The sequence below is a fragment of the Turicibacter sp. GALT-G1 genome (assembly GCF_025594995.1).
Lineage (GTDB): Bacteria > Bacillota_I > Bacilli_A > MOL361 > Turicibacteraceae > Turicibacter > Turicibacter bilis.
This window is the reverse complement of sequence record NZ_JAMQUS010000008.1, coordinates 96,477-122,381: the sequence shown is the minus strand read 5'-3', so window position 1 is coordinate 122,381 and position 25,905 is coordinate 96,477. Positions and strand designations below refer to the sequence as shown.

The window sequence follows — 25,905 nt, the reverse complement described above, 5'->3', positions numbered from 1 at the left end:
GGATAAAATTTAAACAAAAATAAGTAAAAAGTGACTTTTCCTATTAGGAAGGTCACTTTTTTGATGAATTAGTTTTCTAACGATGTTTTTAAGATAGATGGACTTTGAGACACGACACATGCTTCTTTACGTTGTTTCTTCAAGGTCCAGAAAAATGTTAAGCTAAATGAAACCGTCATTGAAATAATAATACAGATGATTGCATTGATTAGGTTAGATAGTCCATCCTCCCCGATGTAAACTGGTAATGATAAAATCCCTGAAGTCGCTGAAACATAAGTTCTGACATTCGTTAACCCAGCCCAGATTCCAGCACAACCTCCACCAATCATAGCCGCAACAAGCGGATATCTTAATCGTAACGTCACTCCATACATGGCAGGCTCTGTAATCCCCATAAAGGCGGTTAAACTACTAGGTCCAGCAATACCTTTTAATGAACGATCTTTTGTTTGACAATAAATTGCAAACGTTGCAGCAGCCTGCGCCATATTTGAAGCAAACATTGGTAATCCCATTAACGTTGCATAACCAAGTGTGGCATACTGAGCAAGTTGAATTGGTAGTAAACTGTAGTGCATCCCTGTCATGACGAGTAACGGACAAATCATGCCCATCATAATCGGTAAAATCCATCCGACTTTTTGGTCCAAGATCTTAAATAGACTGGCTAATAAATTACCCGCCATCGTTCCCAGTGGGCCAATGGCAAGTAAAGCAAGCGGCGCCATCACAAGTAGAACAACCATTGGAACGAAAAAGATTTCAATGGATTTTGGCGTGTAGCGTCTGACGGTTTTCTCAACGAAAGACATGACCCATGTAATTAAAATCATCGGAACAACAGATGCCGAATAAGAAGCGAGAACCATTGGGATTCCTAAAAAGGTAACGGCTTCACCGGCTGATTTTAGTTCGACGAGGTGAGGATGAAGTAAGATACCTGCTAATACGACGGCTAGATAGGCATTACATTTAAATTGCTTAGCAGCCGACATCGCGAGTAAAATCGGCATAAAATAAAAGGCTGCATCTCCAATAAAGTTTAAAACATAGTAATTTTGTCCTGTTTTATCAATCAGATTGGCTGCTACTAATAACGCGAGTAACGCTTTAATCATCCCAGCACCAGCAATTGCACCAATCACAGGCGTAAAAATACGAGAAATCGTATCAAGTATTCGAGAAATTAATGATGTTTTACGTTGATGAGAGGGTGTCACCATAGACGGAGCAGACTGCTCACGTAAGAGTTCTAATTGATCATACACTTGTTGAACCTTTGGTCCAATGACAATTTGAATTTTTGTCTGTTGAAGCACTACATTAATCACGCCATCTAATGCTTTTAATTGATTAACATTCACGAAGTCCATATTTTTTACATCTAAACGTAAACGCGTCATACAATGCGACAAACTGAAAATGTTGGCACTTCCCCCTAACGCCTCTAAAATCATAGAGGCTAAATCATTTGATTGTTTTCTTTTCATTCTATGCTCCCCTTTTAATCTAAATATTATTTTCCATTTTAACATAATAAGGTAAAAAATAGAATGTTATGGATAAAAGTGTAAAATAGTAATCATTAGACAATAGACGTAAAAATAGGAGGATTTTATATGAGAAGCAATGGTGCAGTCCGACTACTCATAATTTGTGAAAATACAACTGGAAAAACAAAAATTAAGATTTCAAATACTAGTGGAGTCGTGGGACCACTCCTTTGTGACTTAGGAGTTGGGAGCAATTTCATCAGACAAGTGGAAACAATCTTTAAACCATATGCTATTTTAAATGAGGAATACGTATAAATAGATAAAAAGAGAGTTCTAAATCAATTTCATTTATATAAGTGAGGATGAAAATTTTTATTGTGACTTATAGTTTTATGAATAACAAATATTTAGAAATAATAGAAAAAAAAGAGTGTGGTAATGGTCCGGAGAAGTTAAAATGGAAAATAAAAGATTGCACTATGTTTTAGATAAATGTTGATGTTTGAAACAGCTGACTGTATTACCTATATTCAATAAGTGATGGATTGAAATTTAGATGATTCAAGTCCAATAATTATTTAAAATAGGGCCTAAGATTAAAGGGACTAGTTTGTATTAAGATGTAACCTATAGAATCGACACTTTTTATAGTGTCGATTCTATAGATTATATTTTAAATAAGGTCATCTCCTTTTTATGCTCATTTAGTTAGATTGAATAGTTACAGAATAATTAGATTTATAAATGAACAGATTAGAATGTATAAAGCTCTTTGCCCGAGCAGATGAAGATTAGATTATATTATATTCGATGATCACGCTAGGGGGGGCAGTGATGAAGAGAACTGTGAAGAAATTTGAGCTTAGTCAATGTATGTTTGGGAAATAAAAAAGCTGATTTATTAAAACTTAAATTATGTCAATTTCTATTTTTAAAACACTTGTATCTACAATGATATTGACAAAAAATGATTAATTATGTAATTTTTATATGTACGCGATAAAATAAAATATTTCAAATATAGAGCAATGCTTTTCTTATATAGGAATTAAAATATTTATATAGAAAATGAGATTTTTTTTATAGTTTTAATATTAATCTTAGTTTTTAGACCATTTTGGTACTAACAAATCCTATGGTTGCGCTAAAGCTTTTGCGATGTAAAAAACTTATCGAGATTTATATATAAGAAAATTAAATGTTGTATTTTTTTCTGAGCTTTATTTATATTCTATTTTACTGCATACAAAAATGCAGTTTTTTTATTTAGGAGGAATCTATAATGCTTGAAAAAGAGCTTTATCGAATAATAACCAATGTCATGCACGGTATTGTTATGTGTGAGCAAGATGAAGATAAGAAAGATATAGTTTATAAATCACTTAATGAGTGGTGGTTTATAGCATTTAAATATAATTTAATCGATAAAGAGGGAATGTTGGTTGCACCTAGTAATGAAACAGACATGATCTTAAATTATCTAAGTATCCATTCAGAAGATTGGATTGATCGAATTGTGAATCAACCAGAAAATTTAAAATTTAGTCTTTGTTTTGAACCTTTATTAGAGAAAATATCAGAGACACGATATGTTATCACGGATGAGGGAAGACTGACAGCGGCGATGTGTTTGGATTATAATGTTGATAAAGAACAAAATAAAGTATTTGAATTGTTACGAAGATTAGATGCAATAAGTTATGTTAAAGTACGAAAGTTTATAATTGAACATCCAATAGCTACTTTACCTCAATTAGGGAAGTTGCGTCGTATTTTAACACAAAGTGGATGTAGAGAAAATTTTATTGATGATTTTTATGCTTATTGCTATGAAGAAATTCCATCCAATGCAGTTTATCAATGTCCCAATTGTCAATGGACTGCGATAAAGGAGGATGAAGGATATAGATGTTCACATTATCGTTGTAACCTGGTTATGAAGCAGATTTCTCCTAAAAAGATTAATATAGATAGGGGATATAAAAGGGTTAAGCCAGGCATAAATCTGTTTATAGTTATTCCAGGATTATTAGAGTTAGAGATTAAGAAAAAATGCGATAGGCTTAACGTTGAATGTGAATTATGGCCAGATAAAGATAGATATGACTGTAAAATTACTTTTGAAAACCAAATGTTTTTTGCTATTGATGCCAAAGATTATCATAGTCCGTATCGATTGGCTTATGAGTTGGAAAATAAGCTTTCAAGTTATAATCCTCTTAATGGAATACGGAATTTTATTGTGGTTCCGGATGATTCAGGTAGAAATCGTAAGGACTATTGTCAAGTAGTAAATAATAAGTTACCTCAGAATATAGAGTGTTTGACATTTACAGATTTAATAAAAAAAGTAGAGGAGCAAATAGATGTATGTTCGAAGAAAGTATCAAAGAGTTAGAAAGGTTAAATAGAGGCACGACAAAAAATATAGATGTAAAGGATTTGAAAGAAGTATGCTTAATTGAGAGTTTTTTATTATGTTGCTATGAGAAATTTGCGATATCTGACATAAAAATGGTTCAAGTAATTTTGAAAAAATTTCATAAGTGTGGGAGAAGTGAGTTTGATTATCAAGATTTTCTTATTGATAATGTTGTATATAATTATAATAAATTTACTTCTTTAAAAACATTCAAAAAATATTTTAATCTGTACGAATCGCTGGACGATACATTTAAACTATTGAGTATCAAGAACGAGAGGGTTTCTCCTAAACAGGGGTATAAGAAGAGTAAGCGTTATAAAGAGTATTCGTCACTTTGGGTTACAAAGCACGTTAATTTAGGCATGGATATAAATTTTGCCCCCAATATATCGCAATATACATTTAGGCGAAAAGAGACTATCTATGAGATTGATTTAAATGGGGTTTTAATAGATTCAGCGGAGTATTATCCTAAAATAAAACCTAAAAAGGGAGATAAAATTGAATTTACTTTTAAAGAATTAGCTTATTTAGCAAAAGAAATGGATGAAAAGTTAAGTATAGCTGGAGAAAAAAGCGAAAATTATTTTTCTCGTTTTGATCGAATGACAATTAAAAAAGTTAAACAAGGGAAAATAACAAAAAACAGTATAATCAAAGTTGATAATATAGCTTATATTTTAGGTATGGTTGGATCAGGAAAGTCTACTTTAATGCATATTTTAACTTATGGTACAATCAAAAAAGGAAATCGGGCTACTTTAGTATTAGAGACCATTACAGATGTTCATAAAGTAGCTCAAATTTTTAAAATATTAGGATTTTCAACTGCTGTTGTAACAGGAAGAACTACCATTCTCCAGCAAATGAAGAAACTTAAAGAGGAGGGAGATATGTTCTTGTCACAAGAATGTGCACCATATTATACAGCCCCCTGTCCAATACAAGGTGCCATAAAAAATTACCGTCATTTAGAGCGGATAGAATTTGGTTCGGAACCTTGCTATTCACTTGAACATAATAATGCAAAATATATTTGTCCTGTTTACTTTAATTGTCCAAGAAAAGCACAACATTTAAAGATAGCACATGCAGATGTAATTATTACTACAACGCATTCTCTAGTTTATGGAAGGACACCTCTGTTGGAAGGAGGAATTTCCATGCCATTATTAGATTTTATTTTGAATTACATAGACTTAGTAATGATAGATGAAGTTGATAAAGTCCAAGTGACATTAGATGATATTTTTTCTAAAAAATATGAATTATATAATTTAGTTTCCGATAATTATGATACATGGAGTTATTGGAATCATCCTAAAAATCAAAAGAGAAAAACAAAGAAAATCCGATGTTTATTAGATGCTTACGATGATTTTAAAAAATATTACGATAAGCTTCATTATTTTTTAAGTGATGGGACAAATACGAAGATTGAAAATTTACTTAAATGTGAAACTTGTTTGACGGATAAAATTATTATTGAAAAATTTGTGGATGATTTAAAATTAAAAGAGGATTTATTGAACTATAGTAACTTAAGTAATCTAGTTAGTATAGAAGAAAATGCTATACTTGCAAATTATGAAAATAGTTTATTAGGTACAGCAGAAAATATAAGAGAGTGTTTTAATCAAGTAAGAAAGCATTATGTTAATTCAAAAGTAAGCGAACTTGAGTTTGAATTTGTATTTCTTTTTTTATGTTTAGATAAAACTGTGAAGTCATTTATAAGATCTGCGGAATTACTAGAATATGAAGATAAGGCACAATTAAAATTACCGTATATTACACGTAATCCACTTCAGTCAATAATGCATTTAATACCAGAAGCGCTATTAAAGCATATTTTTGGTTATATTTATGATAAAGAAAAAATGGATTTTACAGTATTTCGGCAATTTGGTTTAGGTCGTTCAATTTTATTAGACTTACCTTTTATGAAATTAAATGAGAAAGGAGAAGCATTAGGACCCCAAACAATTTTATTTTCTGGTACGAGTTATGCTCCAGGATCATATCGTTATCATATCGAACGAGATGTTACATATATTCTTGAACCAAGAGAGGAAATTCAACAGTTTATTCGGAAATCATCTTTAACAATTATTCCTACAAATGTAAAAGTATCTGGAGTCAATGATAAAGATGATGCATTATCTGAAATTGTAATAGCATGTCAACAATATATCCAGTCAGAATTAGATAAAAATCATCGTATCTTACTTATTGTCAATAGTTATGAGCAGTGTAAGCCTGTGCAAGCAATAATTAATGAAATTTGGAGAAGTGTAGAGTGCTATTCGTTAATAGAAGATGATAAGGAAGAACAGGTAGGATTTGTTAAACGTGGAAATATTGAGAGACTAAGGCTAATAGCTCCGGCTTGTCAAATTCTTATTGCTCCTGCAACTTCTATTGAACGTGGATTTAATATAGTAGGAGAAGATGGTCATTCGTTATTTAATTCTCTATTCTTTTTAGTTCGCCCAATGGAAGTACCAAAAGATATTAGTCGCACAATGATTCAGATTAATGGTTTAGCTTATTCGTGGATAAAAAAAGTAAATCAAGAGCAAGAGGAATTGGATATCGTGGATTTACGGGGATTAGTAAATCAGTTTTGGAAGGATGCATTAGCGGATTATTATGAGGTAGGAAGTATGCCAGAACAATTGAAAAGTGAAATAGTTATTTCACGCTTTATTTTAATTATGCAGATTTTTGGACGTTTACTTCGAATTACTAATTTTGAAAAAACTCCACCACATATTTATTTTGCAGATGATGCTTTTATCAAATCAGGAACAAGTAATTTTGATTTATTACAAGAGATTTGTAAATATCTTGAAAGATTATTAGATAGTGATGAAGATAAGGAGCTAAGTCATTTATTGTATCTACCATTTTATACAGCATTAAAGAAAGGGTTAAATGGTTATGAATAAAGAAGCATTGTTTTTACAGGGATTTAATTTACGTAGAAATCTTACAGAAAATTTATATGTAACACATATTCCACTTAAGTGGAGTGAATTCTTTAAAGATTATTTATTTGAATTTAAAAATGGCCAACCAACTAGACTCGTTAAAACTCAATCGCTCAAGGAGATAATTTATGCTATTTCTCCTCGAATTGTTTATTGTAATGATTTATATACAAGAGAATCGAATCCTTATTTAATTCTTAGTACAGAGGACATTGATAATGAATATTTAATTTATGCAATACAAGTATGGGGAGAGAATCAGATAGTCAAAATAAAAGATATTGATAGAAAAAGAGCTTTTCTTCAATGGCTAGATGAATTATCGATAGAGGACTTAGCTCCATCTAAAAAAATAAATATTCCTTTATTAAAATCGGGAGTAGACCAAACGAATGGTAAAATATTCGATTTGATACCTAAATTACTATGTCTGCAACTTATGAAAGACAAAATAAAGGTTCATCAATCTGAATTAGAATTCATGATTGCAATACACAAAGGAAAGAGTCGTATATATAGTAAACCAGAGTTACTTTTTAATTCATTAAAAAATCGAAAGGATTATTTTTCGCTTAGCTTAGAGTTTACTTTGCAAACAATCCCAAGCGAAAGTTGTTATAAAGTCCTTTATACTTCCAAAGTTTCGCGTTGGTTAAGTAAGGGAATTTCTTATAAATATTTAATAAGTAATAATGTGACAGTTTTTAAAAAGATATCTAGTAATCAATTATTTACACTTGAGGTTACAAAGGATAAAAAGGACATTATTTGGAAAAGTGATACAGTAAAACTTTATAAAGAGTATTTCAATGAATCGCTTCCTCCTGTAAAAGAATGGATTAATAGCCCAAATAAGTATCATGACAATCAATTATATGGACTTTATCACCCACAAATGGGTGGAGGAATTACAACAATTGAATCAGGTTTAAAAATGAATGATAAGTGGGATATTTATAATGAGATTAAGAGGTCTTGCTCAGAATGGTTATGTCCGATTAAAGGATTGAACGCAATGCGAGTTACTGGTTTTTCAAATGTAGACTATGATAATTATAAAGAATTATTAAAGCAAATGACGGGAAAAGAGCACTTAGTAATTGAGATTTATTCGTATAGTTCTAATGAAATTAATTCTATATTAAAACGAGAAGTATTAAAAATTATTGGTGCTACTGAAGGCTTCCCTTCATATATCACAATTAAAGAAATCTATAATCCAACTATTTTATCAGCATTAGATCCAGAAAAGCAAGAATCTGAAAGACATCATTTACGAATTTCAGAGATTCAAAATCAGGTTAAGTATACTTCTGATTTAACAGTAGCATTTGTCTTATTACCATATAAAGATAGTGATGGTAATAATTATTTTGAGGATAATACAGACCCTAAAAAGGCAATTAGAGCTGGATTGGCGCGTCAGGGTAGATTGACACAATTTATTGATGATCGTATTGAAAGTGACATCAGTCATCGAGTTGATGCAGCTATTCGTGATATGATTCGGCAGTTAGGGTATCTTCCGCAGATTCATGCACCTAAAAAGAATAAAGAACTTAATCAAGTAATAACAACGGGAATTCATGTCATAAACTTTAAAAAAACCCCCTATGGAAATATAGATAGAATGGCGTTGTTTTTGACAGCTATTCCTCATAAACATGAAATAAGAGTGGAGTGTCCTGCGCTTTGGAGAGGCTCTAAACGATATTGGGAAGCTTGTTTAGAATTTCAAAAATTAGCTACCATAGAGTCTTATAAAAAAGTTACTAGAACAAGAGTTAGTCAAGATATTAAACAAAAAGTTATAACTTTACTCCATGATAATAATGATCAATTACTTGTTGTGGATAGCAATGGTGTAACAAGAAATTACTGGAAAATGTTGACTAATAAAACACTTGAGGCTGTAGAGAAAGAAGATACATATACTTTAAAAAAATTAATGTTCGATAATGAAAAAAGTATATCGTTAACAAAAGAGCATAATTTAAGAATTATTCGTACTCGTCAGAATTCAGAAGTATTTGACTATTTAACTCCTCAAAAAGAAAATGGAGCATGTGAGAGTAAAAGTGGTTTATTTATATCATCTGATATTTTTTATAGTATAGGGGAACGACCAAATCAAGGACCATATACTAAAGCAGGATTGAAAAGCTCTAAGTTAAAGACGCCAACAGAGCAATATAAATATGTAGATATGATTGAATTTTATCCAATACATTTAAAAGTAGAAGACGAGGCAAAATCTTGGGTATCTTATTTGCATCGTTATCGTAAAGAGGCAATTCAATATAAAGGAACCTTAAGGAATACATTAGTACTTCATTTAGCTATGAAGTTAGAAGAATATATTTATTAGGGTTTGGGATAACTTAATCAGAGAATGTGATTTATATAGGTTAACTAAAGATAAAGGTGTGATAGGAATGATTGTTTATGAAGCGACAAAGGGAGAATTTTTAGAGCATATTTTAAATGATCAGTTAACGATGAAAATTTATGAGAATTATAAGAAAAAGATTGGGAGAACATCACAAAATGAGATTCGCTCTTGGGATAATTCGATGCAATATATGTATAAGGTGTTACAAACGAATGAAATTCCAGAAGAGGCTGGTGTTGCCATTGAGTATAAAGTGCCAACGACTTCTAAACGTATTGATTTTATTTTAACAGGGATGGATGAGTCAGAGAAAGATTCTGTAATCATTGTTGAATTAAAGCAGTGGGAGAAAGCGGAGCTTGTTGATTATAAAGATGGAATTATTAAAACAAGGTTTGCGCATGGAGTTCATGAAACAGCTCACCCATCTTATCAGGCTTGGTCATATGCTAGCTTAATTGAAAATTATAATGAGTCGGTTCAAAGTGGAGAAGTGAATCTTTATCCGTGTGCGTATTTACATAATTATGTCTTAGATGAGCAAGACGATTTAATTAATGAACACTATCAAAGTTACTTAGAGAAAGCACCTGTTTATGCAAAAGGTGATGTCTTAAAGTTACGTGAATTTATTAAGAAATATATTAAATTACCTGATCAGAAACGTATCTTATATAAAATTGAAAACGGGAAAATTCGTCCCTCAAAGTCATTACAGGATTCTTTAAATTCAATGTTAAAAGGAAATGAAGAATTTGTCATGATTGACACTCAAAAGGTTGTATATGAAGAAGCAATTGAATTAGCACGTCAATCTTATCGAACAAATCAGAAAAATGTTTTGATTGTTGAAGGAGGGCCTGGAACAGGAAAATCTGTTTTAGCGATTAATTTATTAGTTAAATTAACGTCTGAAGATATGGTTTGCCAATATGTGACGAAAAACAGTGCACCACGTGCGATTTATTGCGAAAAGTTACAAGGCAATTATAAAAAATCGTATATTAATAATTTATTTAAAGGTTCAGGTTGTTATTATGAATCTGATCAAAATGAATTTGATGTTCTTATTGTAGACGAAGCGCATCGTTTAAACGAAAAATCAGGAATGTTTAAAAATAAAGGGGAAAATCAAACAAAAGAAATTATTAATGCTTCTAAATTTTCGATTTTCTTTATTGATGAAAATCAACGAGTAACAGTAGCTGATGCCGGAAATAAAGATGTGATACATCATTTTGCTAAAGAATTAAATGCGGATGTTTATGAAATGAAGCTAGATTCTCAATTTAGATGTAATGGATCAGATGGTTATTTAGCATGGCTTGATGATGTTTTAGAAATTAAAGAGACGGCTAACTTTGATGGATTTGAGTTTGAATATGATATTAAAGTTGTAGAGACGCCTCAACAAATGCAGCAATTAATTGAAGAGAAAAATAAAATTAATAATAAAGCTCGTATTGTAGCCGGATACTGTTGGGAATGGAAAAAAGATGGACGCAATAATTCAAACTTTAAAGATATTCAAATTAAAGAGCATGATTTTTCAATAAGTTGGAATCTTGGGAATTCTTCAACTTGGGCAATTGATTCTGAGTCAGTGAATGAAGCAGGCTGTATCCATACATGCCAGGGGTTAGAGTTTGATTATGTAGGAGTTATTATTGGAAATGATATGCGATATGAAAATGGTAAAATTGTAACAGATTTTTTCCAACGTGCAACTACAGACCAATCGATTAAAGGTTTAAAAGGCATGTATAAAAAGAATCCAACACAAGCTCTAGCTTTAGCCGATGATATTATTAAAAATACCTATCGTACTTTAATGACACGTGGTCAAAAAGGTTGCTACATCTATTGCACTGATAAAAATCTGAGTGATTATCTCAAAAAGCGTCTGGGGCAATTTGATAAAGTTATTCGTTATATTCCAGTTGGAGATGACTATGGTTGGTCAATGGCTGCAGAAGACGAAAAAGAATAAGATGAAGTTTTTAAAGAAGATATTAGCATAAATTATTAATGTTACGAATTATTAAAAGACGTATTTAAAATTTGTATAAGTTTTCTAGAAAAAGAAATGAAACAAGAAATTTCATACTTTATTGCGGTGCGCTCGTTTATCATGAAAACAAATAAAACAGGAACACCGGATTTAAAAGAAGTGAATCATCGTATTTCAAAAATGCTAGAAGAAGCGATCTTAGGTGATGAAGTCTTAGTTCTTTCTGAAGCGGGAAGCTCAGATAATTTTGACTTATTAACAGAAGAAAACCTTCAAAAACTTCAAGCGATGCCACAAAAAAATATTGCCACTAATATCTTGATGCGTGTTATGAAAGAAAAGGTCGATAGCTTAAAGAAAGTTAACTTAGTCAAAAGTAAAGAATTCTCAGAAAAGCTACAACGCATCTTAGAACAATACAATAATCGTCATGATGAAGAAGATGTGTATCTCGTATTAGAAGAATTAATTAAATTAAAAGATGCCATTTTAATTTCCATTGAAGAAGGAACTCAACTCGATTTAACTTATGAAGAAAAGGCCTTCTTTGATGTCTTAACAGAAGATTTAGAAATTTTAGAAACAATGGATCGTGAGGTACTATTAATGATTGCTAAAGACTTAGCTAAAGTCATTAATGATACCATCAAAGAAACAGGAGATGAATGGTACAAAAGTGAACGTGCGCAAGCCAAAATGCGTACCAAAATCAAACGCCTCCTAAGAAAATATGATTACCCACCAAACAAAAGTGAACAAGCCATCAACCACGTCCTCGAACAAGCTGAATTACAGTGTATGAGTATGAGATAGACAAAAGAGTTAAGTGTAATATGCACTTAACTCTTTTAAATTTAGGATGTGTTTTAAAAGAATGGTGATTTTGAGTTGAAATTCTGATGATTAATCATAATTAAATGGTTACTGTCTTAATCAAGGATTTGATTATTAATCGTTTTAATAATCAATACTTATTTATAAAAGAGCCTAAATTCATTTTATTACTGTTTTTTCCCCGATAGTTTTAACGGATAAACCTGATAAGATGCTTGGTTGTTTTTTTAATAAATCATATAATTTTGATAGGTAGTAATCATTGCATTTAATAGGAGTATTGAGGTATTCATTTAGAAATTAATACTTCTATCGATAGCATCAATAATATTTGTAAAGAAAATAAATAATGGAAAGATAACTACGTCAAATAATTTTCGTGAAATTTTTCGTGATATTAAGGAGCTAAATTCACTAATATAAGTTTATTTGTATTTGTCGTCTCAATCGTATTTTTACGAACTTTTTTGGTCTTCTATATCATTACCTTGTTAAAGTAATAAAATTTAATCTATAATAAAAGAGATAAAATTGTTTTAATTTTAGTGAGAGTTAGTAGGAGGATAAGGATGAATAAAGCCTTAACAATTAAAGATATAGCAGAAATTGCTGGAGTAGCGAAAAGTACGGTATCTCGATACTTAAATAATGGAAAAGTAAGTGAAGAAACAAAAGAAAAAATAAGACAAGTGATTGAAGAATATAATTATGAACCTAATGCCTTTGCACAAAGTCTTAAAGCAAAAAAGACTAAATTTGTAGGGATTATAGCACCTGGGTTAGACTCGATTGTTACCTCAAAGGTCATTATGGCAATAGATATGACGTTACGAGAAAATGGGTATAATCCATTAATCATCAATACAAGTTTAAGAAAAGATTTAGAAATTGAAAGTATAGAAAATTTAGCTCGATTAAAAGTTGATGGAATTATTTTAGTGGCTACAGAGATTAAAGAGATTCATCAGGAAGTCATTCATCAATTAAATGTCCCATTTGTAATGATTGGACAAGGAAGTGATGGAATTATTTCTATTATTAACGATGATTACCAAGCTGGATTTGAGATTGGAAGTTATGTTCAAGAAATGGGACATGAGAATGTCATTTATTTAGGAGTGCCAGAAGATGATATTGCCGTTGGAATCAATCGTCGTAATGGTGTTATAGACGGCTTACGTAACAACAATGATTCGATTCATATCCGTGTATTAGAATCTGACTTTACGAGTGAACTAGCGGAGAGAGTTATCGATGAGGCTTTAATGGAAAATCAGCCAAGTGTCATTATTTGTGCGACTGATCGTATCGCATTAGGAGCTAGAAGGGCTATTTTACGTCATAACCTAAGTGTGCCTGAAGATATTTCATTGACTGGTTTTGGTGGCTATGATTTGGCAACCTTAGTAACCCCTCCTCTGACCACGATTAAATTTGAAAATGAAAAAACTGGTCAATTGGCAGCTGAAACAATCATTGACTTAATGGCTGAAAAGAAAGTTCCGGATTTACAGATTATTGGATATCAACTCATCAAATCGGAAAGTGTTAAAAGAAAATAGAAGTAGAAGACAATCAGTTTGAAAATTGATTGTCTTTTTTGTAAATGCTTGCTGAAAGGGGTTGTAATAGATAAAATAGTATGCTATATTATCCCTGTAACGTGTGGAACCGGTTCCTATTAATGAGAGGAGAAATGAGATATGTCTAATAAAAGAGAAACTTATCAAAAAATTTCAGAAAAATTATTAGTGTTGCTTGGTGGAAAAGAAAACATACAAGGAGTTGCCCACTGTGCGACACGATTAAGAATTGTATTAGTGGATAATTCATTAGCAGATTTAGATCAAATCGGGGAATTAGATTTAGTTAAAGGAGTGTTTGTAGCGGGGGATCAGTTACAAATCATTTTTGGTGCAGGAATAGTTAATAATGTTTATGATGTCTTTACAGAAGTTAGTGGAACGGAAAAAATGTCTTTAGGTGATGTGAAGGCTCAATCAGCACAAAAACAAAATGCTTTCCAAAAGGCGATTAAATCATTGTCTGATGTTTTCGTCGATATTATTCCAGGGTTATTAGCAGCTGCTTTATTAATGGGATTAACAGGTTTACTTGAGCAACAAGGAATTTTTGGTTCTCAATCTGTTGTAGAAATGTTCCCATCTTTATCTGGTATTAATCGCTTCTTATCCATTTGTTCAACAGGGATCTTTACTATCTTACCAATGTTAGTTGTTTATTCAGCAACAAGACGTTACGGAGGAACACCCGTTCTTGGGTTAGTCATTGGAGCTATTATGTTACATCCGGATTTAGCCAATGCTTACTCAGTTGGAAATGGAACAGTTGAACCAGAGGTTATTAATATTTTTGGATTAAATGTTGAATTAGTTGCCTTTCAAGGTGGAATTATCATCGCTTTAATGATGGGATTCATTACAGCTAAATTAGATATTTTCTTTAATAAAAAAATTCCTGATATGGTTAAACTATTCTTTGCTCCGTTATTAACAGTAGTTGTGGCTGCGTTATTATTATTTACAATCATAGGTCCACTAGGACGTAGTTTAGCAGATATCATCACTTATTCATTATTATGGGCAACAACAAGTTTAGGCGTATTTGGTTACATGTTATTTGCTGGAATTCAACAAATTATTGTTATTACTGGGATCCATCACGTGATTGGAGCAGTTGAAGCACAATTAATTGCTGATACAGGACGTAACTTTATTATGCCATTAATGTCAGTTGCATTAATTGCACAAGGTGGGGCAGTTTTAGGATTCTTACTTTTAAATTGGAAAGATGATAAAACAAAACAAATCTGTATTTCTTCATTTGGATCAATTTTATTTGGAATTTCGGAACCTGCTATTTTTGGAGTGACATTAAAAAATAAATTCCCATTAATTGCAGGATGCCTTGGAGCGACACTAGGTGGAGCATATGTTTATTTGGCACATGTCACAGCTATTGGATTTGGAGCAACGGCTATTCCTGGAATTGCAATCGTTGCAGCTGAAGGAAATGGACATTTAAACTATATTATTGCTCATTTAATTGCCTTAGTGGCAGGATTTATTTTCACATATGCCTACGGAAAAGTAAAAGGTAAAAGAGAGGTAGCTTAATCATGAGATATAAAGAGCCTAAACATCGTACCATCCTAGAAACGACAAAAGAAGAATTAGCTCAACTTCTAGAAAAGTCAAAAAATGACAATTGGAAACCGATTTATCATATTCATCCAGAATTCGGACTATTAAATGACCCGAATGGATTAGCTTATTTTAATGGATATTATCATCTTTTTCATCAATGGTATCCTTATGGAACAACACATGGAATGAAGCATTGGGCTCATTTAAAATCTAAAAACTTAGTTGAATGGACACGTGAAGAAGTCGCTTTAATACCGACTGAAGACTATGAAGCTCATGGAGCTTATTCAGGGACATCTATTGAAATAGATAATAAGTTATACTTATATTACACAGGCAATATTAAATTAGATAAAATGAATCGAAGTTCCAACCAATGTTTGGCAATTATGGATGGTGATGGTAATATTCAAAAACATCCATCGAATGCATTAATTGAAGGGGTTCCACAAGGATATACGGGACATGTTCGTGATCCAAAAGTATTTAAAAAGAATGATCAATACTATATGATTTTAGGGGCTCAGCGATTAGATGAAACAGGAACGTTCATTGTGTATCAATCTCCAAATGGGATAGAGTGGAAGTTACTTGGAGAATTAATCTTAAAGAACTTTAATCAAGAGTTTGGTTATATGTGGGAATGCCCAGATTATGCTCAGATTGATGGAAAAGACTTGTTAGTCTTTTCACCACAAGGAATTGAGCCACAAGGAGAGAAATATAAAAATTTATTCAATGTGACGTATGTTATTGGAAAATTAGATATAGAAAATTTAACGTTTGAAGTCGAATCATTTGATGAGTTTGAACGAGGATTTGATTTTTATGCGACTCAAATGTTCAAAGGAAAAGAAGAGCAAACATTATTGTTAGCATGGGCTGGTTTAGGGGAGTTCGAGTATCCAACAGATGAATTCGGATGGGCACATTGTTTAACCTTCCCAAGAGAGATCACTATTAAAGATAATAAAGTCATTCAATTTCCAGCCAAAGAACTAGAGCTATTACGTCTAGACGGAATGAGTGAATCAGGAGAATGCCAAGGATTTGCTTTATTACCAAATGAAACGAATACGTATGAGTTAAATGTGACACTTAAACCAAATGACGCGAATACGTTTGGATTGAATTTAGCCGTTTCAGAAGAGGAGCGTTTAATACTCGAGTTTAATCAAAAAGAACAAACTGTGACTCTTGATCGAAGCGAGTTGAAGCACCAATTTGTTGAGGAGTTCGGGACGTATCGTCAAGCAGATTTAAATATTGGTGAAGTGCTTGAAATTAAAGTTTTAATGGATAATAGCATTGCTGAAATTTTTATCAATAATGGGGAAGTAGCTTTTACAACTAGACTATTCCCATTAAAAACATCGACAAATATTGAAATTTTTAGCGATGGATCAATGATGTATAACTATGAAAAATATCTTTTAAAACGTGGTATCTAAGATATTTATTTTTAAAAAGAAAAGGACTGTCAAAATTCTGACAGTCCTTTTTACTATATAAGTCCGAATGTATTAAACTAATCGGAACTTATATAAACATTCAAATTTGCAAGACTTTATTGATAAGAAATAAATAATTCTGTTAGAGGATTCTAAAAACTAAACAGAGGAATACGCTAATCAGGCTAAAAGCATATTAGTGAAAATAATTAGTATAAGGTAATAATAAATAGCCGTACTGATAATAAATAATGGACTTCTTTTATTTATTGTATTTTTAAGAGATTAGAAATTTAAAAACTTTTTAATTAAACCATGCACGTTTGCCGTTTCCTGACGTATTTTAAAGTAGATGCTGATTGGTGGGGTGAAACGATGAAAAAGGTAGAGGATTGTAAATTTTTGAGTGGAAGTTTTGTGGAGGATAGAATTAGGGAAGCGTTTAAGAAAAATGAGTATTGTCAGCTTTTTGAGCTGAGTTGTAAGTATCCAAAAGAGGCTGTTCAGTTTGCGCCATATCAGACGTTAAAGACGCGTTTAAAAGAACGAATTAAAGAAGACATGCGTTATCAAATACTAGATCGATTTAAAGTTGAAACGATCGAACATCTTCCATATAAATATGTAGAGGAGCTTGAAAACTTTATCAATCATGAGTATTGTCCATCAAAAGGACTAGTCAAAGAAATTTATAATTTAAGTTTATTTTATGATTCTGTTCGTCTAAGAACGGGTTTAAGGTTAGATGAAACAAGTGTGAAAGGAAATTATAAGCGTGAGCTAACCTTCTCTGAAGATTTAAGACGAATTATTGATGCAGAATTTTAAAGGCGTTAGATCGTAGGTCTAACGCTTTTTCGACGTTTAAATTTCCAATTTTATGTCATCACACACGCGAGGTTACTTGACTTGTCATAAGATAATATCACTCAAAGACACTAATAGTAAAAAATTCTCGAGGTGAAGCAGTATGGAAAGCAGTAGTCAATTAACTGAGTCTAAAATGATGCAAGTCTTAGAGTGGGGGTATGAAAAAGCAATTCAAGGACTTCCTGGTATGGAGTCGGCAGAAGAGTTAGCTAAACGTTATCTTGAAAAGTATGACACCGTTGATGAATCCATTGATACCTTCATCAATTGGCAGTGTGCAAAATGTGCAACCAGTGGATTTATCACTGGATTAGGGGGACTATTAACATTACCAGTTGCCATTCCAGCTAACATTAGTTCCGTTATTTTTGTTCAAATTCGAATGATTGCAACTATTGCAAAAATGAGAGGATATAACCTCAAAGATGATCAGGTTAAAACATTAGTTTTTGTCGCTTTAACGGGTCAAGCGGCGACAGATATTTTAAAACAAGCTGGGATTACGATTGGCTCAAAAGTTGGGATAAATTTAATTAAAAAAATGCCAATGAAAGTCATTTACCAGATTAATAAAAAAGTAGGATTTCGCTTAGTAACCAAATTTGGCCAAAAAGGGATCATTAATTTAGGAAAATTAGTCCCTATTGTTGGTGGTGTTATCGGTGGAACGGTTGACACCGTTGGAACCTTAACTGTCGGAAAAACAGCTAAAAAACTCTTTATTTAACTATTCAGCCCCCGTAATATGTAAAAAAATGACGCCTTGCGTCATTTTTTTTGTTTAATATTCGGTCATTTTAACGGATACAATCTGTTCATTTTCATTAATATCATTAAATAGTGTTGTAGCATCCAGTGTTTTACGAAGTTTTTTGGTTGAGAAATTGAAGGATATTTCAGTGATATCGTCATGTAAACCAAGAAGTTCTAAATCAAGAATATGCGCATGATACTTTTTTGCCGTAGCATTTAAATGCTGTAAGGTTTCATTTAATTGATGACATTGAAGATTAATCGAAAAGCGGCGATATTTTCCGAAGGGAATGAACGTGGAAGCATGTTCGAAAACAGTGAGCGTTAAGATAACCGCTACAAATCCAATAATGGAGATGGCGTAGGCTCCTGATCCAACGGCAAGTCCTAAACAAGCTACGACCCAAAGACTAGCGGCTGTTGTTAATCCTTTAATGGTGGTTCCTTCTTTTATAATCGTTCCCGCTCCTAAAAAACCGATACCAGAAATGACTTGAGCACCTAAACGAGAGGGATCAACGTTAAATTCGGCTCCAATATGAGTAGCATTAAATGCTCCAAGTTGCATGATGGCACAGGAACCCACCGCAACAAGCATATGAGTTCGTAATCCGGCGGGACGATGCGTACTTTCTCGTTCCCATCCGATGAGACCACCAATAAACATGGCTAGTAAAGTGCGAAAAGTAATATTGATTAAAAGTTGATAGTTCATTAGTGTTTCCCCCACATTTAAAACGGTTTATGTTTTACGATATGAAAAATAAAAGTCAAATAGAACGTGCAATTGTTTGAAGTGATGATTTAGATCATCTCTCAGAAGTTTTTTTGCTTGATGAAATCAAGTATAGTTTCTTGATTCTGCTCCACACTACTTTTGAAAGGAGTGTTGTTATGCAAAATCAAACCCAAGTGGTGAATTTAAATTTTTTAAATGATCGTAAAGAAATCGTGACTTCTAATGAAAAGTATAAATGCGTCTATTTTAATTTTGAAGTTGGAGATGGATTAGCCAAACATCATCATGACGGATATGCGACAGTGCTCGTGTTAAAAGGTGCCGTGAAGATGACCTTTGAGACAGAGAATGTTCCACTGGCAGATGAAAATGTTTTTGAATTAAGCGAGAATATGATGTTATCGTTTGATGCGCGTGTTGTTCATGACTTAGTGGCAAAAGCACCATCACAAGTTTTAGTGACGATTTCAGAACGTCTAAGTTAAGAAGTGAGAACTCTCACTTCTTTTTTTATGTATGAAGATCCGACAAAATACCACATAATAAGTGTATCTAAGCTATGGCGAGGTGGGATCATGAATTTATATAATTTTATGAATGAGATTGATGAAACCATTTTAAATCGAGGGCTTCTTTATTTTAAAGATGGTCATGTGCTAGGAACAAAAGTGTTATCAAATGGATGGGTGGAAGTGTTGGTGGTAGGGCATGATGACTATACGGTCAGCGTTCAACTAGCAGACGACGGTACCATCTTAAAGGCAAATTGTGCATGTCCGTACCGAGGAGGTCCGATTTGTAAGCATGAAGTAGCTGCTTTTTATTCCCTCTCTCATTCCTTTACTCCAAAAGAAAGTCCTTTAGCCAGTCTTTTAAAAAGTTTATCGATCGAAACATTGGTGGCAGAGCTTTTAAAAGTGGCAGATGAAAATCCAATGATTTATGAACGGTTGATGGCCTATCAGCAACCACAGGATCAATTAGCAACGTTTGAAAGACAGTTAGAGGAAATGGTGGCTAAACATATTCAGTTCGGTCATGAGATTTCAGGAAAAGCGGTGCAGCACTTCGTTGATGATTTATATGAGTTGCTAGGGCAGATAAAAGAGCAAGCGTCTGTTCAATTAAAGGTCGAAATGATGCTTTTATGTCGAGAGGAATGTGAGGGAGTCGATAATCAAATTGATGATTCAGATGCCATTTTTTCTGAGTTTTTAGGGGAGTTACATGCTCAGTTGCAAAGCCTTATTTTTGCGACCATCGATTATCATCAAGACATTGATGAGGTTTATTCATTATTGATGAGTCGATTACAAAAAAATGCTACATGGGTTGATTTTGAACTCCTTGATTTATTGTCGGAGTATGGGCGAGACCCACAATACTTACAACAGATGATTGAGTATATTGAAACGATGGTTGAAGTGGTTGAAGATAAGGTGAAAGGGTCTTTGTATAAAGTGTGGTATGAATTACTGGCGAAGTATCAGGAAGAAAGTTTAGATGCGTTCCTCGAATGTCATGCGGATGTGCCGGTCTTAACCGAATTTCGAGTGGAGCAATTCGTTTCGCAAGCAAGGTATGAGGAGGCTATTCCGTTGATTTTAGAGCTTGAAGCGTTTGAAGAAAATCGTTTTGATGCGACATGGAAACTGTATCGCTATACGATTTATGAAAAAATGAAAGATATAGAGGGGATGAAAAAACTGGCGTATGAGCTCTTTGTTGGAGGGAATTTTGATTACTATGCGAAATTAAAAAAACTTTATGGGGAGGCGTTTCCTTTCATTTATGAATCCCTAAAATTAGAGATGCGACGATTAGATAAGCAGGAGCTTTATTTGAAAATGATTGAAACAGAAAAAGATCAAGAGGCACTGCTGGCTTATGTGAAAGAGGACTTACGTTACATTGAAAGGTTTGCAAGTTTACTTTGGGACACATTTGAAACAGAGGTGCACCATTTATATGAGCAGTATATTAAACAGGAACTCATGAAGGTTAGTCATCGAAGTGGTTATCGTCGAATCTGTGCCATTTTCAGACGATACCGTCCCTTTACAACCGATGAGGCGTATGAGACACTTATTCATCAATTAATCGCGATGTACCCCCGACGACGAGCCTTGATTGAGGAATTACAGTGTTTACTTCACGAATTAGAGGAAGAAAGCTCAAATCAGCATGTCGAGCAACTATCAATAGATATCGCTTAAAAAAAGATGACCTGAAAAGGTCATCTTCTTTTAGTTATTCATGGTCATATAGTTAATCACAAAACTATGAACTAGCTCGTCTTCACTGGCAAATGAGGTTTTATAGTAAGTATGATAGTTAAAGGATTGAATGTAAACATTCGGGTTATCTTTCAGCCAGTTGTTGACGGTCTTCACCAAAATCTCTTCCCCTGCTGTGCTTGAAAAGATTTTAATCATAGAGACTCCTCCTTTAACAAATGAGATAATACATTATATGTGTCAAAAGTCCAAAAAATGCTTCATCTTTTGTATGAAATTGATGGATTTAGGATTATAATAGAATAATTAGTTAGAAATGAGGCGTTAGTATGAAGAAGTGGATTTGGATATTGAGTAGTTTAGTGCTATTGATCATCGGGGGTGTTTATGTCAATCGTCATCTTCCCGAATGGATGATTAAAGGTGGACTCGCGTATGTACAGCAAACGGATTATGCGTTAATCTTAGAGTCAGATAAGGTTTCGCTGAATGCAGACCAAAAGGCTGTGGCCAAAGACGTGTTGCAAACAATGACCTATGATGTGAAAGGAACCCGTCTTTTAGGGGATGAAGCGTTTGTGACTGTTGAGGTGACGCTTGTTGATTTAATGCAGCTTATTGTGGATGAAAAAGAAGCGATTTTTAAAAATACGTTATCGGATTGGAAACAAACACTGAATGATTTATTTAATCAGCGAATAGAAGGGGTTGTCATTCGACAGTTAGCACTTGTTTTAGAGCAGACAAGTGAGAAGCCGATGACAACTGTCACGATTGAGGTTCCCTTTGTTCGAGAATATCTATGGTGGAAACCTGTGATGACGAAAGAATGGATCGAAGCCATCGTACACGATTATTTAACGCACGAATAGGGAGCGGATGTGTCGCATATGCTTTTTTTAGAGGAGCGTGATGCGCATGAAATTAAGTCGCACCGATTTATTTTGGGGAATTGCACTTATAGTGATAGGAATTGGGTTTGGTGGAGAAGCGTTAGGATTATGGAATTTTGAAGTGTTTTTTAATGGCTGGTGGACGTTATTTATTATTGTGCCTTGTCTAACCAATATGTTTGAATCAGGAATTAAGCGATCAAATACCATTGGTTTGACGATCGGTAGTTTGTTGTTATTATCGAGTTGGAATGTGGTACCAGAGGAGTTAGTTGTTCCTCTTTTATTAGTTGTCATTGGGGGTGTTTTAATTTTTATCCGTCCCTGGTCTGACAGAAATGATTAATCATTTCTGTCTTTTTTAGTTGCTTTTTAGGGACAAGGGGAGTAAGATAAACATATATTAATTAAAAATAGACACCGGTTGAAACTTTATAGAAGAGTTTCCCTATGGGAACACCGAAGGAGTCATACTATCAGGTACTTGTTAGCAAGTGAGGACTGTAAAGTGGACGGAACTCTGGAGAGACCTATTGATTAGGCGCCGAAGGGGCAAGGCAGTGATGCTCAATCTCTCAGGCAAAAGGACAGGGATATTATCGACTTTTTTGAGACGCTTTTTTTAGCTGCCTCAATTTTTCGTTAATGCTAACTCCAGAGTCATCTTTTTAGGATGGCTCTTTTTTGTTAGTTAGGTGAATAAAAGTGCTCTTGAAAAAGAAACATCCCTTCTTTTTTAGGCAACCCGTCGGGTGTGGAAAAAAGGAGACGATTGTATGATTCAATTTTTAGACCAGTTAGATAGTTTTATTTGGGGACCCCCTCTACTTGTGTTATTAGTCGGAACAGGAATCATGTTAACCATTCGTTTAGGATTGATTCAGGTGACTAAACTTCCTCAAGCGTTAAAGCTGATTTTTAAATCTGATGATTCGGGTGAAGGTGATATTTCTTCATTTGGTGCGTTGTGTACCGCTTTAGCGGCAACGGTTGGAACTGGAAATATTATTGGTGTGGCCACAGCTTTAGCAGCAGGAGGACCAGGTGCATTATTTTGGATGTGGTTCGCGGCTTTCTTTGGAATGGCAACGAAGTATGCTGAAGGTGTTTTAGCGATTAAATATCGTCAGCTTGATGAGAATGGTCAGGTAGCGGGTGGCCCAATGTATTATATTACAAACGGAATGGGTGAAAAATTCAAACCGTTAGCGATTTTCTTTGCGTTTAGTGGGGGCTTAGTCGCGTTATTTGGAATGGGGACATTCACGCAAGTGAATGCCATTACGAGTAGTATTGAAAATACGTTACATCTTCCAGCTGAGGGAGTTGGTCTCGTGTTAGCACTATTAGTGGGGATTATCACTTTTAGAGGCATTAACTCGATTTCAAAGGTGGCAGAAAAAGTGGTACCTGTTATGGCAGCCTGTTATCTTATCATCTGTGTCACCATTTTAGTGATCAATCACGCTTCACTTCTCCCAGCTTTTGAACTGATTTTTAAAAGTGCATTGACCCCAACAGCAGCGGTTGGTGGATTTACGGGAGCAACGGTAGCGATGGCCATTCGAAATGGAGTTGCGCGCGGGGTCTTCTCAAATGAGTCCGGACTTGGAAGTGCACCGATTGCAGCGGCGGCAGCGAAAACAGAGTGGGCAGCTGAGCAAGGATTAATTTCCATGACAGGAACATTTATTGATAGTTTAATTATTTGTACGTTAACTGGATTAACACTCATGGTCACAGGCGTTTGGCAAATGTCTGATGTTGCCACAGGAGCGTTAACAGAAACCGCGTTCAATACAGTTTTACCAACGATTGGAGGACTTCCATTAGGATCCGTATTATTAATGGTTTGTTTATCATTATTTGCTTTTACCACAATTTTAGGTTGGAACTATTATGGAGAGCGTTGTTGTGAGTTCTTATTCGGCGTGAAAAGTATTATACCGTATCGTTTGATTTTTGTTTTAATGGTAGGACTTGGAGCTTTTCTACAACTGGAGGCTGTGTGGTTAATTGCTGATATCGTTAATGGATTAATGGCACTCCCAAATTTAATTGCGATTGTCGCTTTAAGTGGAGTCGTTGTTGCCGAGACAAAAGCTTACTTTGAACATCTTCAAGAACGCAAGCAACAATCAGTGGAATCTATCCAAGCGATGGAGGATTAATTTTATCATTTAATAAATAAAATCAGGTGTAGGAGTGAAAAGAACCGGATCACATTTATTAAATGTTGAGAAAGGCCTTATAAAATAAGACAAAATGACTATAAAATTTTTATGTTTGTAAAAAAAAACTTGAATTTTCAAATTTATTTGCGATAATAATATCAATATTCAAAAGAGAAAAAGGAGGATGAAAATATGAAAAAGTTACCGTTAATTGCACGCATTGTGATATGGCTTTTAATCGGGATTGGTCTGGGGGTGATCTGTCGCACCACGGCGTTTGAACTACCGATTGCTATGACGGCAACCTTTCGTACTTTGTTTGGAGCCTTCTTATCTTTTGTTATACCGTTAATTATTCTTGGACTGATTATTCCTGGAATTGCTTCCCTTGGACGTCAGTCAGGTAAAGGGTTATTATTAACAACTGGGTTAGCCTATGTGTCAACGATTTGTGCAGGATTAACTGCTTTTGTGATTGGGAAGGTTTTTTTACCCATGTTTACAAGTGGTCTAGGCTTATTACCCAGTGAGGGTTCTTCGGTGTCACCTATCTTTACCATTGATATTCCAGTACTGATGAGTGTCATGAGTGCTTTAGTTCTCGCTTTTATTTTAGGGATTGGATTAGGTGCTAACAAAGATAGTGTGTTATTAAAAGTTTGTCAAGATTTCAGTGATATTATGATGGGGGTGATCGGTAAGGTGATTGTTCCTATCGTACCACTTTATATCGGTTCCGTTTTTTCAGAATTAAGTTATAGTGGAGAAATTTTTGTAACCATCAAATCATTCTTAATGGTTTATGTTGTTTTATTCTTATTACAAGTTGGTTATTTACTAATTTTATATAGTGTGGCTGGAGGGATTAAACGTAAAAATCCATTTGCTTTATTAAAGAAAATGTTACCTGCTTATTTGACCGCTATTGGAACACAATCTTCGGCTGCAACGATTCCTGTAACACTTGAATGTACAAAATCAAATGAAGTAGATGAGGAAATTTGTGAGTTTGTCATTCCATTATCAGCTACGATTCATATTGCAGGTGATACGATGACACTTGTGCTCACATCTATGGCGATCTTCTTTATGAATGGTCAAGTGCCAACGTTAGCACAATATATCCCGTTTATTTTCATGATTGGTGTGATTATGATTGCTGCCCCAGGAGTACCAGGTGGAGGTGTCATGGCTGCTTTAGGTTTATTAGAGTCAATGCTTGGATTTGGAGCACTTGAAACCCCATTAATGATTGCCTTACATGCGGCACAAGATAGTTTCGGAACAGCGACAAATGTCACAGGAGATGGAGCTATGGCCATTTTTGTTGAGAAATTGATGAAACGCTCAAAAGAAAAGTCAACTCAAGCAGTTGGCGTTGAACCAGTTATTCACGATTAGTGATTAAACCAGTTACGGAAAGTAACTGGTTTTTTTATGTTTAATAGATATATTTTCCTTCTTTTT

At 33.7% G+C, this 25,905-nt stretch carries 19 protein-coding genes, 1 pseudogene and 1 riboswitch; of the genes and pseudogenes, 17 read left to right on the top strand and 3 right to left on the bottom strand.

Annotated features, from left to right (window positions below):
• Window positions 1-68: 68 nt before the first annotated feature.
• Window positions 69-1,493 carry a PTS transporter subunit EIIC gene (locus NEH74_RS02115; protein ID WP_055304422.1) on the bottom strand — a complete coding sequence of 475 codons (1,425 nt, stop codon included), beginning with the start codon at window positions 1,491-1,493 and terminating at the stop codon, window positions 69-71.
• Between the two features lie 129 nt (window positions 1,494-1,622).
• Here NEH74_RS02115 and NEH74_RS02110 point away from each other — a divergent pair, with 129 nt between their 5' ends.
• The 11 genes and pseudogenes from NEH74_RS02110 (at window position 1,623) to NEH74_RS02060 (ending at window position 18,369) form a co-directional block, all read left to right on the top strand.
• Window positions 1,623-1,814, top strand: a complete 192-nt coding sequence (locus NEH74_RS02110; protein ID WP_055304421.1) for a hypothetical protein — start codon at window positions 1,623-1,625, stop codon at window positions 1,812-1,814.
• A gap of 967 nt (window positions 1,815-2,781) precedes the next feature.
• The gene (locus tag NEH74_RS02105; RefSeq protein WP_055304419.1) at window positions 2,782-3,897 is read left to right on the top strand and encodes a hypothetical protein; all 1,116 of its coding nucleotides are present in this window, start codon (window positions 2,782-2,784) and stop codon (window positions 3,895-3,897) included.
• Window positions 3,870-6,875, top strand: a complete 3,006-nt coding sequence (locus NEH74_RS02100; protein ID WP_262941026.1) for a hypothetical protein — start codon at window positions 3,870-3,872, stop codon at window positions 6,873-6,875. The genes NEH74_RS02105 and NEH74_RS02100 overlap by 28 nt, the downstream gene beginning before the upstream one ends.
• Window positions 6,868-9,285: a pPIWI_RE module domain-containing protein gene (locus tag NEH74_RS02095; protein WP_055304415.1), complete on the top strand. Its 2,418-nt coding sequence runs from the start codon at window positions 6,868-6,870 to the stop codon at window positions 9,283-9,285. Before NEH74_RS02100 ends, NEH74_RS02095 begins: the two co-directional genes overlap by 8 nt.
• Before the next feature lie 67 nt (window positions 9,286-9,352).
• Window positions 9,353-11,299: a DUF2075 domain-containing protein gene (locus tag NEH74_RS02090; RefSeq protein WP_055304414.1), complete on the top strand. Its 1,947-nt coding sequence runs from the start codon at window positions 9,353-9,355 to the stop codon at window positions 11,297-11,299.
• 63 nt (window positions 11,300-11,362) lie between these two features.
• A pseudogene (locus tag NEH74_RS02085) lies at window positions 11,363-12,133 on the top strand (type I restriction enzyme endonuclease domain-containing protein); the annotation flags it as partial.
• Window positions 12,134-12,723: 590 nt separating this feature from the next.
• On the top strand, window positions 12,724-13,716 hold the full coding sequence (locus NEH74_RS02080) for a LacI family DNA-binding transcriptional regulator (protein WP_055304409.1): 993 nt from the start codon (window positions 12,724-12,726) through the stop codon (window positions 13,714-13,716).
• A gap of 141 nt (window positions 13,717-13,857) precedes the next feature.
• The gene (locus NEH74_RS02075; protein ID WP_055304407.1) at window positions 13,858-15,291 is read left to right on the top strand and encodes a PTS transporter subunit EIIC; all 1,434 of its coding nucleotides are present in this window, start codon (window positions 13,858-13,860) and stop codon (window positions 15,289-15,291) included.
• A gap of 2 nt (window positions 15,292-15,293) precedes the next feature.
• The gene (locus NEH74_RS02070; protein ID WP_055304405.1) at window positions 15,294-16,772 is read left to right on the top strand and encodes a glycoside hydrolase family 32 protein; all 1,479 of its coding nucleotides are present in this window, start codon (window positions 15,294-15,296) and stop codon (window positions 16,770-16,772) included.
• Window positions 16,773-17,147: 375 nt separating this feature from the next.
• Window positions 17,148-17,600, top strand: coding sequence for a hypothetical protein (locus NEH74_RS02065; protein ID WP_055304403.1), 453 nt, complete (start codon window positions 17,148-17,150; stop codon window positions 17,598-17,600).
• Between the two features lie 142 nt (window positions 17,601-17,742).
• A complete protein-coding gene (locus tag NEH74_RS02060) occupies window positions 17,743-18,369 on the top strand; it encodes an EcsC family protein (RefSeq protein ID WP_055304401.1) in 627 nt (208 codons plus the stop codon).
• Between the two features lie 54 nt (window positions 18,370-18,423).
• Here NEH74_RS02060 and NEH74_RS02055 read toward each other — a convergent pair whose 3' ends face one another.
• Window positions 18,424-19,110: an MgtC/SapB family protein gene (locus NEH74_RS02055; RefSeq protein WP_055304399.1), complete on the bottom strand. Its 687-nt coding sequence runs from the start codon at window positions 19,108-19,110 to the stop codon at window positions 18,424-18,426.
• Between the two features lie 179 nt (window positions 19,111-19,289).
• On the opposite strand from NEH74_RS02055, the gene NEH74_RS02050 reads away from it, so the two are divergent.
• On the top strand, window positions 19,290-19,619 hold the full coding sequence (locus tag NEH74_RS02050) for a hypothetical protein (protein WP_055241560.1): 330 nt from the start codon (window positions 19,290-19,292) through the stop codon (window positions 19,617-19,619).
• Between the two features lie 90 nt (window positions 19,620-19,709).
• On the top strand, window positions 19,710-21,350 hold the full coding sequence (locus NEH74_RS02045) for an SWIM zinc finger domain-containing protein (RefSeq protein WP_262941025.1): 1,641 nt from the start codon (window positions 19,710-19,712) through the stop codon (window positions 21,348-21,350).
• Between the two features lie 30 nt (window positions 21,351-21,380).
• Here the strand turns inward: NEH74_RS02045 and NEH74_RS02040 are convergent, their stop codons facing one another.
• The gene (locus NEH74_RS02040) at window positions 21,381-21,569 is read right to left on the bottom strand and encodes a hypothetical protein (protein WP_055241556.1); all 189 of its coding nucleotides are present in this window, start codon (window positions 21,567-21,569) and stop codon (window positions 21,381-21,383) included.
• A gap of 131 nt (window positions 21,570-21,700) precedes the next feature.
• Here NEH74_RS02040 and NEH74_RS02035 point away from each other — a divergent pair, with 131 nt between their 5' ends.
• From NEH74_RS02035 to NEH74_RS02020, 4 genes are all read left to right on the top strand, one after another.
• Window positions 21,701-22,243: a hypothetical protein gene (locus tag NEH74_RS02035; RefSeq protein ID WP_055304394.1), complete on the top strand. Its 543-nt coding sequence runs from the start codon at window positions 21,701-21,703 to the stop codon at window positions 22,241-22,243.
• 40 nt (window positions 22,244-22,283) lie between these two features.
• Window positions 22,284-22,610: a LiaF transmembrane domain-containing protein gene (locus NEH74_RS02030; RefSeq protein ID WP_262941024.1), complete on the top strand. Its 327-nt coding sequence runs from the start codon at window positions 22,284-22,286 to the stop codon at window positions 22,608-22,610.
• Between the two features lie 164 nt (window positions 22,611-22,774).
• A riboswitch (glycine riboswitch) is annotated at window positions 22,775-22,865 on the top strand.
• A 175-nt stretch (window positions 22,866-23,040) separates the two neighbouring features.
• Window positions 23,041-24,435, top strand: coding sequence for an alanine/glycine:cation symporter family protein (locus tag NEH74_RS02025; RefSeq protein WP_055304392.1), 1,395 nt, complete (start codon window positions 23,041-23,043; stop codon window positions 24,433-24,435).
• Between the two features lie 195 nt (window positions 24,436-24,630).
• Window positions 24,631-25,839, top strand: a complete 1,209-nt coding sequence (locus NEH74_RS02020) for a dicarboxylate/amino acid:cation symporter (RefSeq protein ID WP_262941023.1) — start codon at window positions 24,631-24,633, stop codon at window positions 25,837-25,839.
• Window positions 25,840-25,905: the final 66 nt, after the last annotated feature.

Bases quoted from the DNA above. Each gene is read 5' to 3' on its own strand.
- NEH74_RS02040 (WP_055241556.1), bottom strand. From the start codon at position 21,569: ATGATTAAAATCTTTTCAAGCACAGCAGGGGAAGAGATTTTGGTGAAG.
- NEH74_RS02020 (WP_262941023.1), top strand. From the start codon at position 24,631: ATGAAAAAGTTACCGTTAATTGCACGCATTGTGATATGGCTTTTAATC.
- NEH74_RS02025 (WP_055304392.1), top strand. From the start codon at position 23,041: ATGATTCAATTTTTAGACCAGTTAGATAGTTTTATTTGGGGACCCCCT.
- NEH74_RS02105 (WP_055304419.1), top strand. From the start codon at position 2,782: ATGCTTGAAAAAGAGCTTTATCGAATAATAACCAATGTCATGCACGGT.
- NEH74_RS02035 (WP_055304394.1), top strand. From the start codon at position 21,701: ATGAAGAAGTGGATTTGGATATTGAGTAGTTTAGTGCTATTGATCATC.
- NEH74_RS02075 (WP_055304407.1), top strand. From the start codon at position 13,858: ATGTCTAATAAAAGAGAAACTTATCAAAAAATTTCAGAAAAATTATTA.
- NEH74_RS02100 (WP_262941026.1), top strand. From the start codon at position 3,870: ATGTTCGAAGAAAGTATCAAAGAGTTAGAAAGGTTAAATAGAGGCACG.
- NEH74_RS02080 (WP_055304409.1), top strand. From the start codon at position 12,724: ATGAATAAAGCCTTAACAATTAAAGATATAGCAGAAATTGCTGGAGTA.
- NEH74_RS02110 (WP_055304421.1), top strand. From the start codon at position 1,623: ATGAGAAGCAATGGTGCAGTCCGACTACTCATAATTTGTGAAAATACA.
- NEH74_RS02030 (WP_262941024.1), top strand. From the start codon at position 22,284: ATGCGCATGAAATTAAGTCGCACCGATTTATTTTGGGGAATTGCACTT.
- NEH74_RS02095 (WP_055304415.1), top strand. From the start codon at position 6,868: ATGAATAAAGAAGCATTGTTTTTACAGGGATTTAATTTACGTAGAAAT.
- NEH74_RS02050 (WP_055241560.1), top strand. From the start codon at position 19,290: ATGCAAAATCAAACCCAAGTGGTGAATTTAAATTTTTTAAATGATCGT.
- NEH74_RS02060 (WP_055304401.1), top strand. From the start codon at position 17,743: ATGGAAAGCAGTAGTCAATTAACTGAGTCTAAAATGATGCAAGTCTTA.
- NEH74_RS02090 (WP_055304414.1), top strand. From the start codon at position 9,353: ATGATTGTTTATGAAGCGACAAAGGGAGAATTTTTAGAGCATATTTTA.
- NEH74_RS02045 (WP_262941025.1), top strand. From the start codon at position 19,710: ATGAATTTATATAATTTTATGAATGAGATTGATGAAACCATTTTAAAT.
- NEH74_RS02055 (WP_055304399.1), bottom strand. From the start codon at position 19,110: ATGAACTATCAACTTTTAATCAATATTACTTTTCGCACTTTACTAGCC.
- NEH74_RS02065 (WP_055304403.1), top strand. From the start codon at position 17,148: ATGAAAAAGGTAGAGGATTGTAAATTTTTGAGTGGAAGTTTTGTGGAG.
- NEH74_RS02115 (WP_055304422.1), bottom strand. From the start codon at position 1,493: ATGAAAAGAAAACAATCAAATGATTTAGCCTCTATGATTTTAGAGGCG.
- NEH74_RS02070 (WP_055304405.1), top strand. From the start codon at position 15,294: ATGAGATATAAAGAGCCTAAACATCGTACCATCCTAGAAACGACAAAA.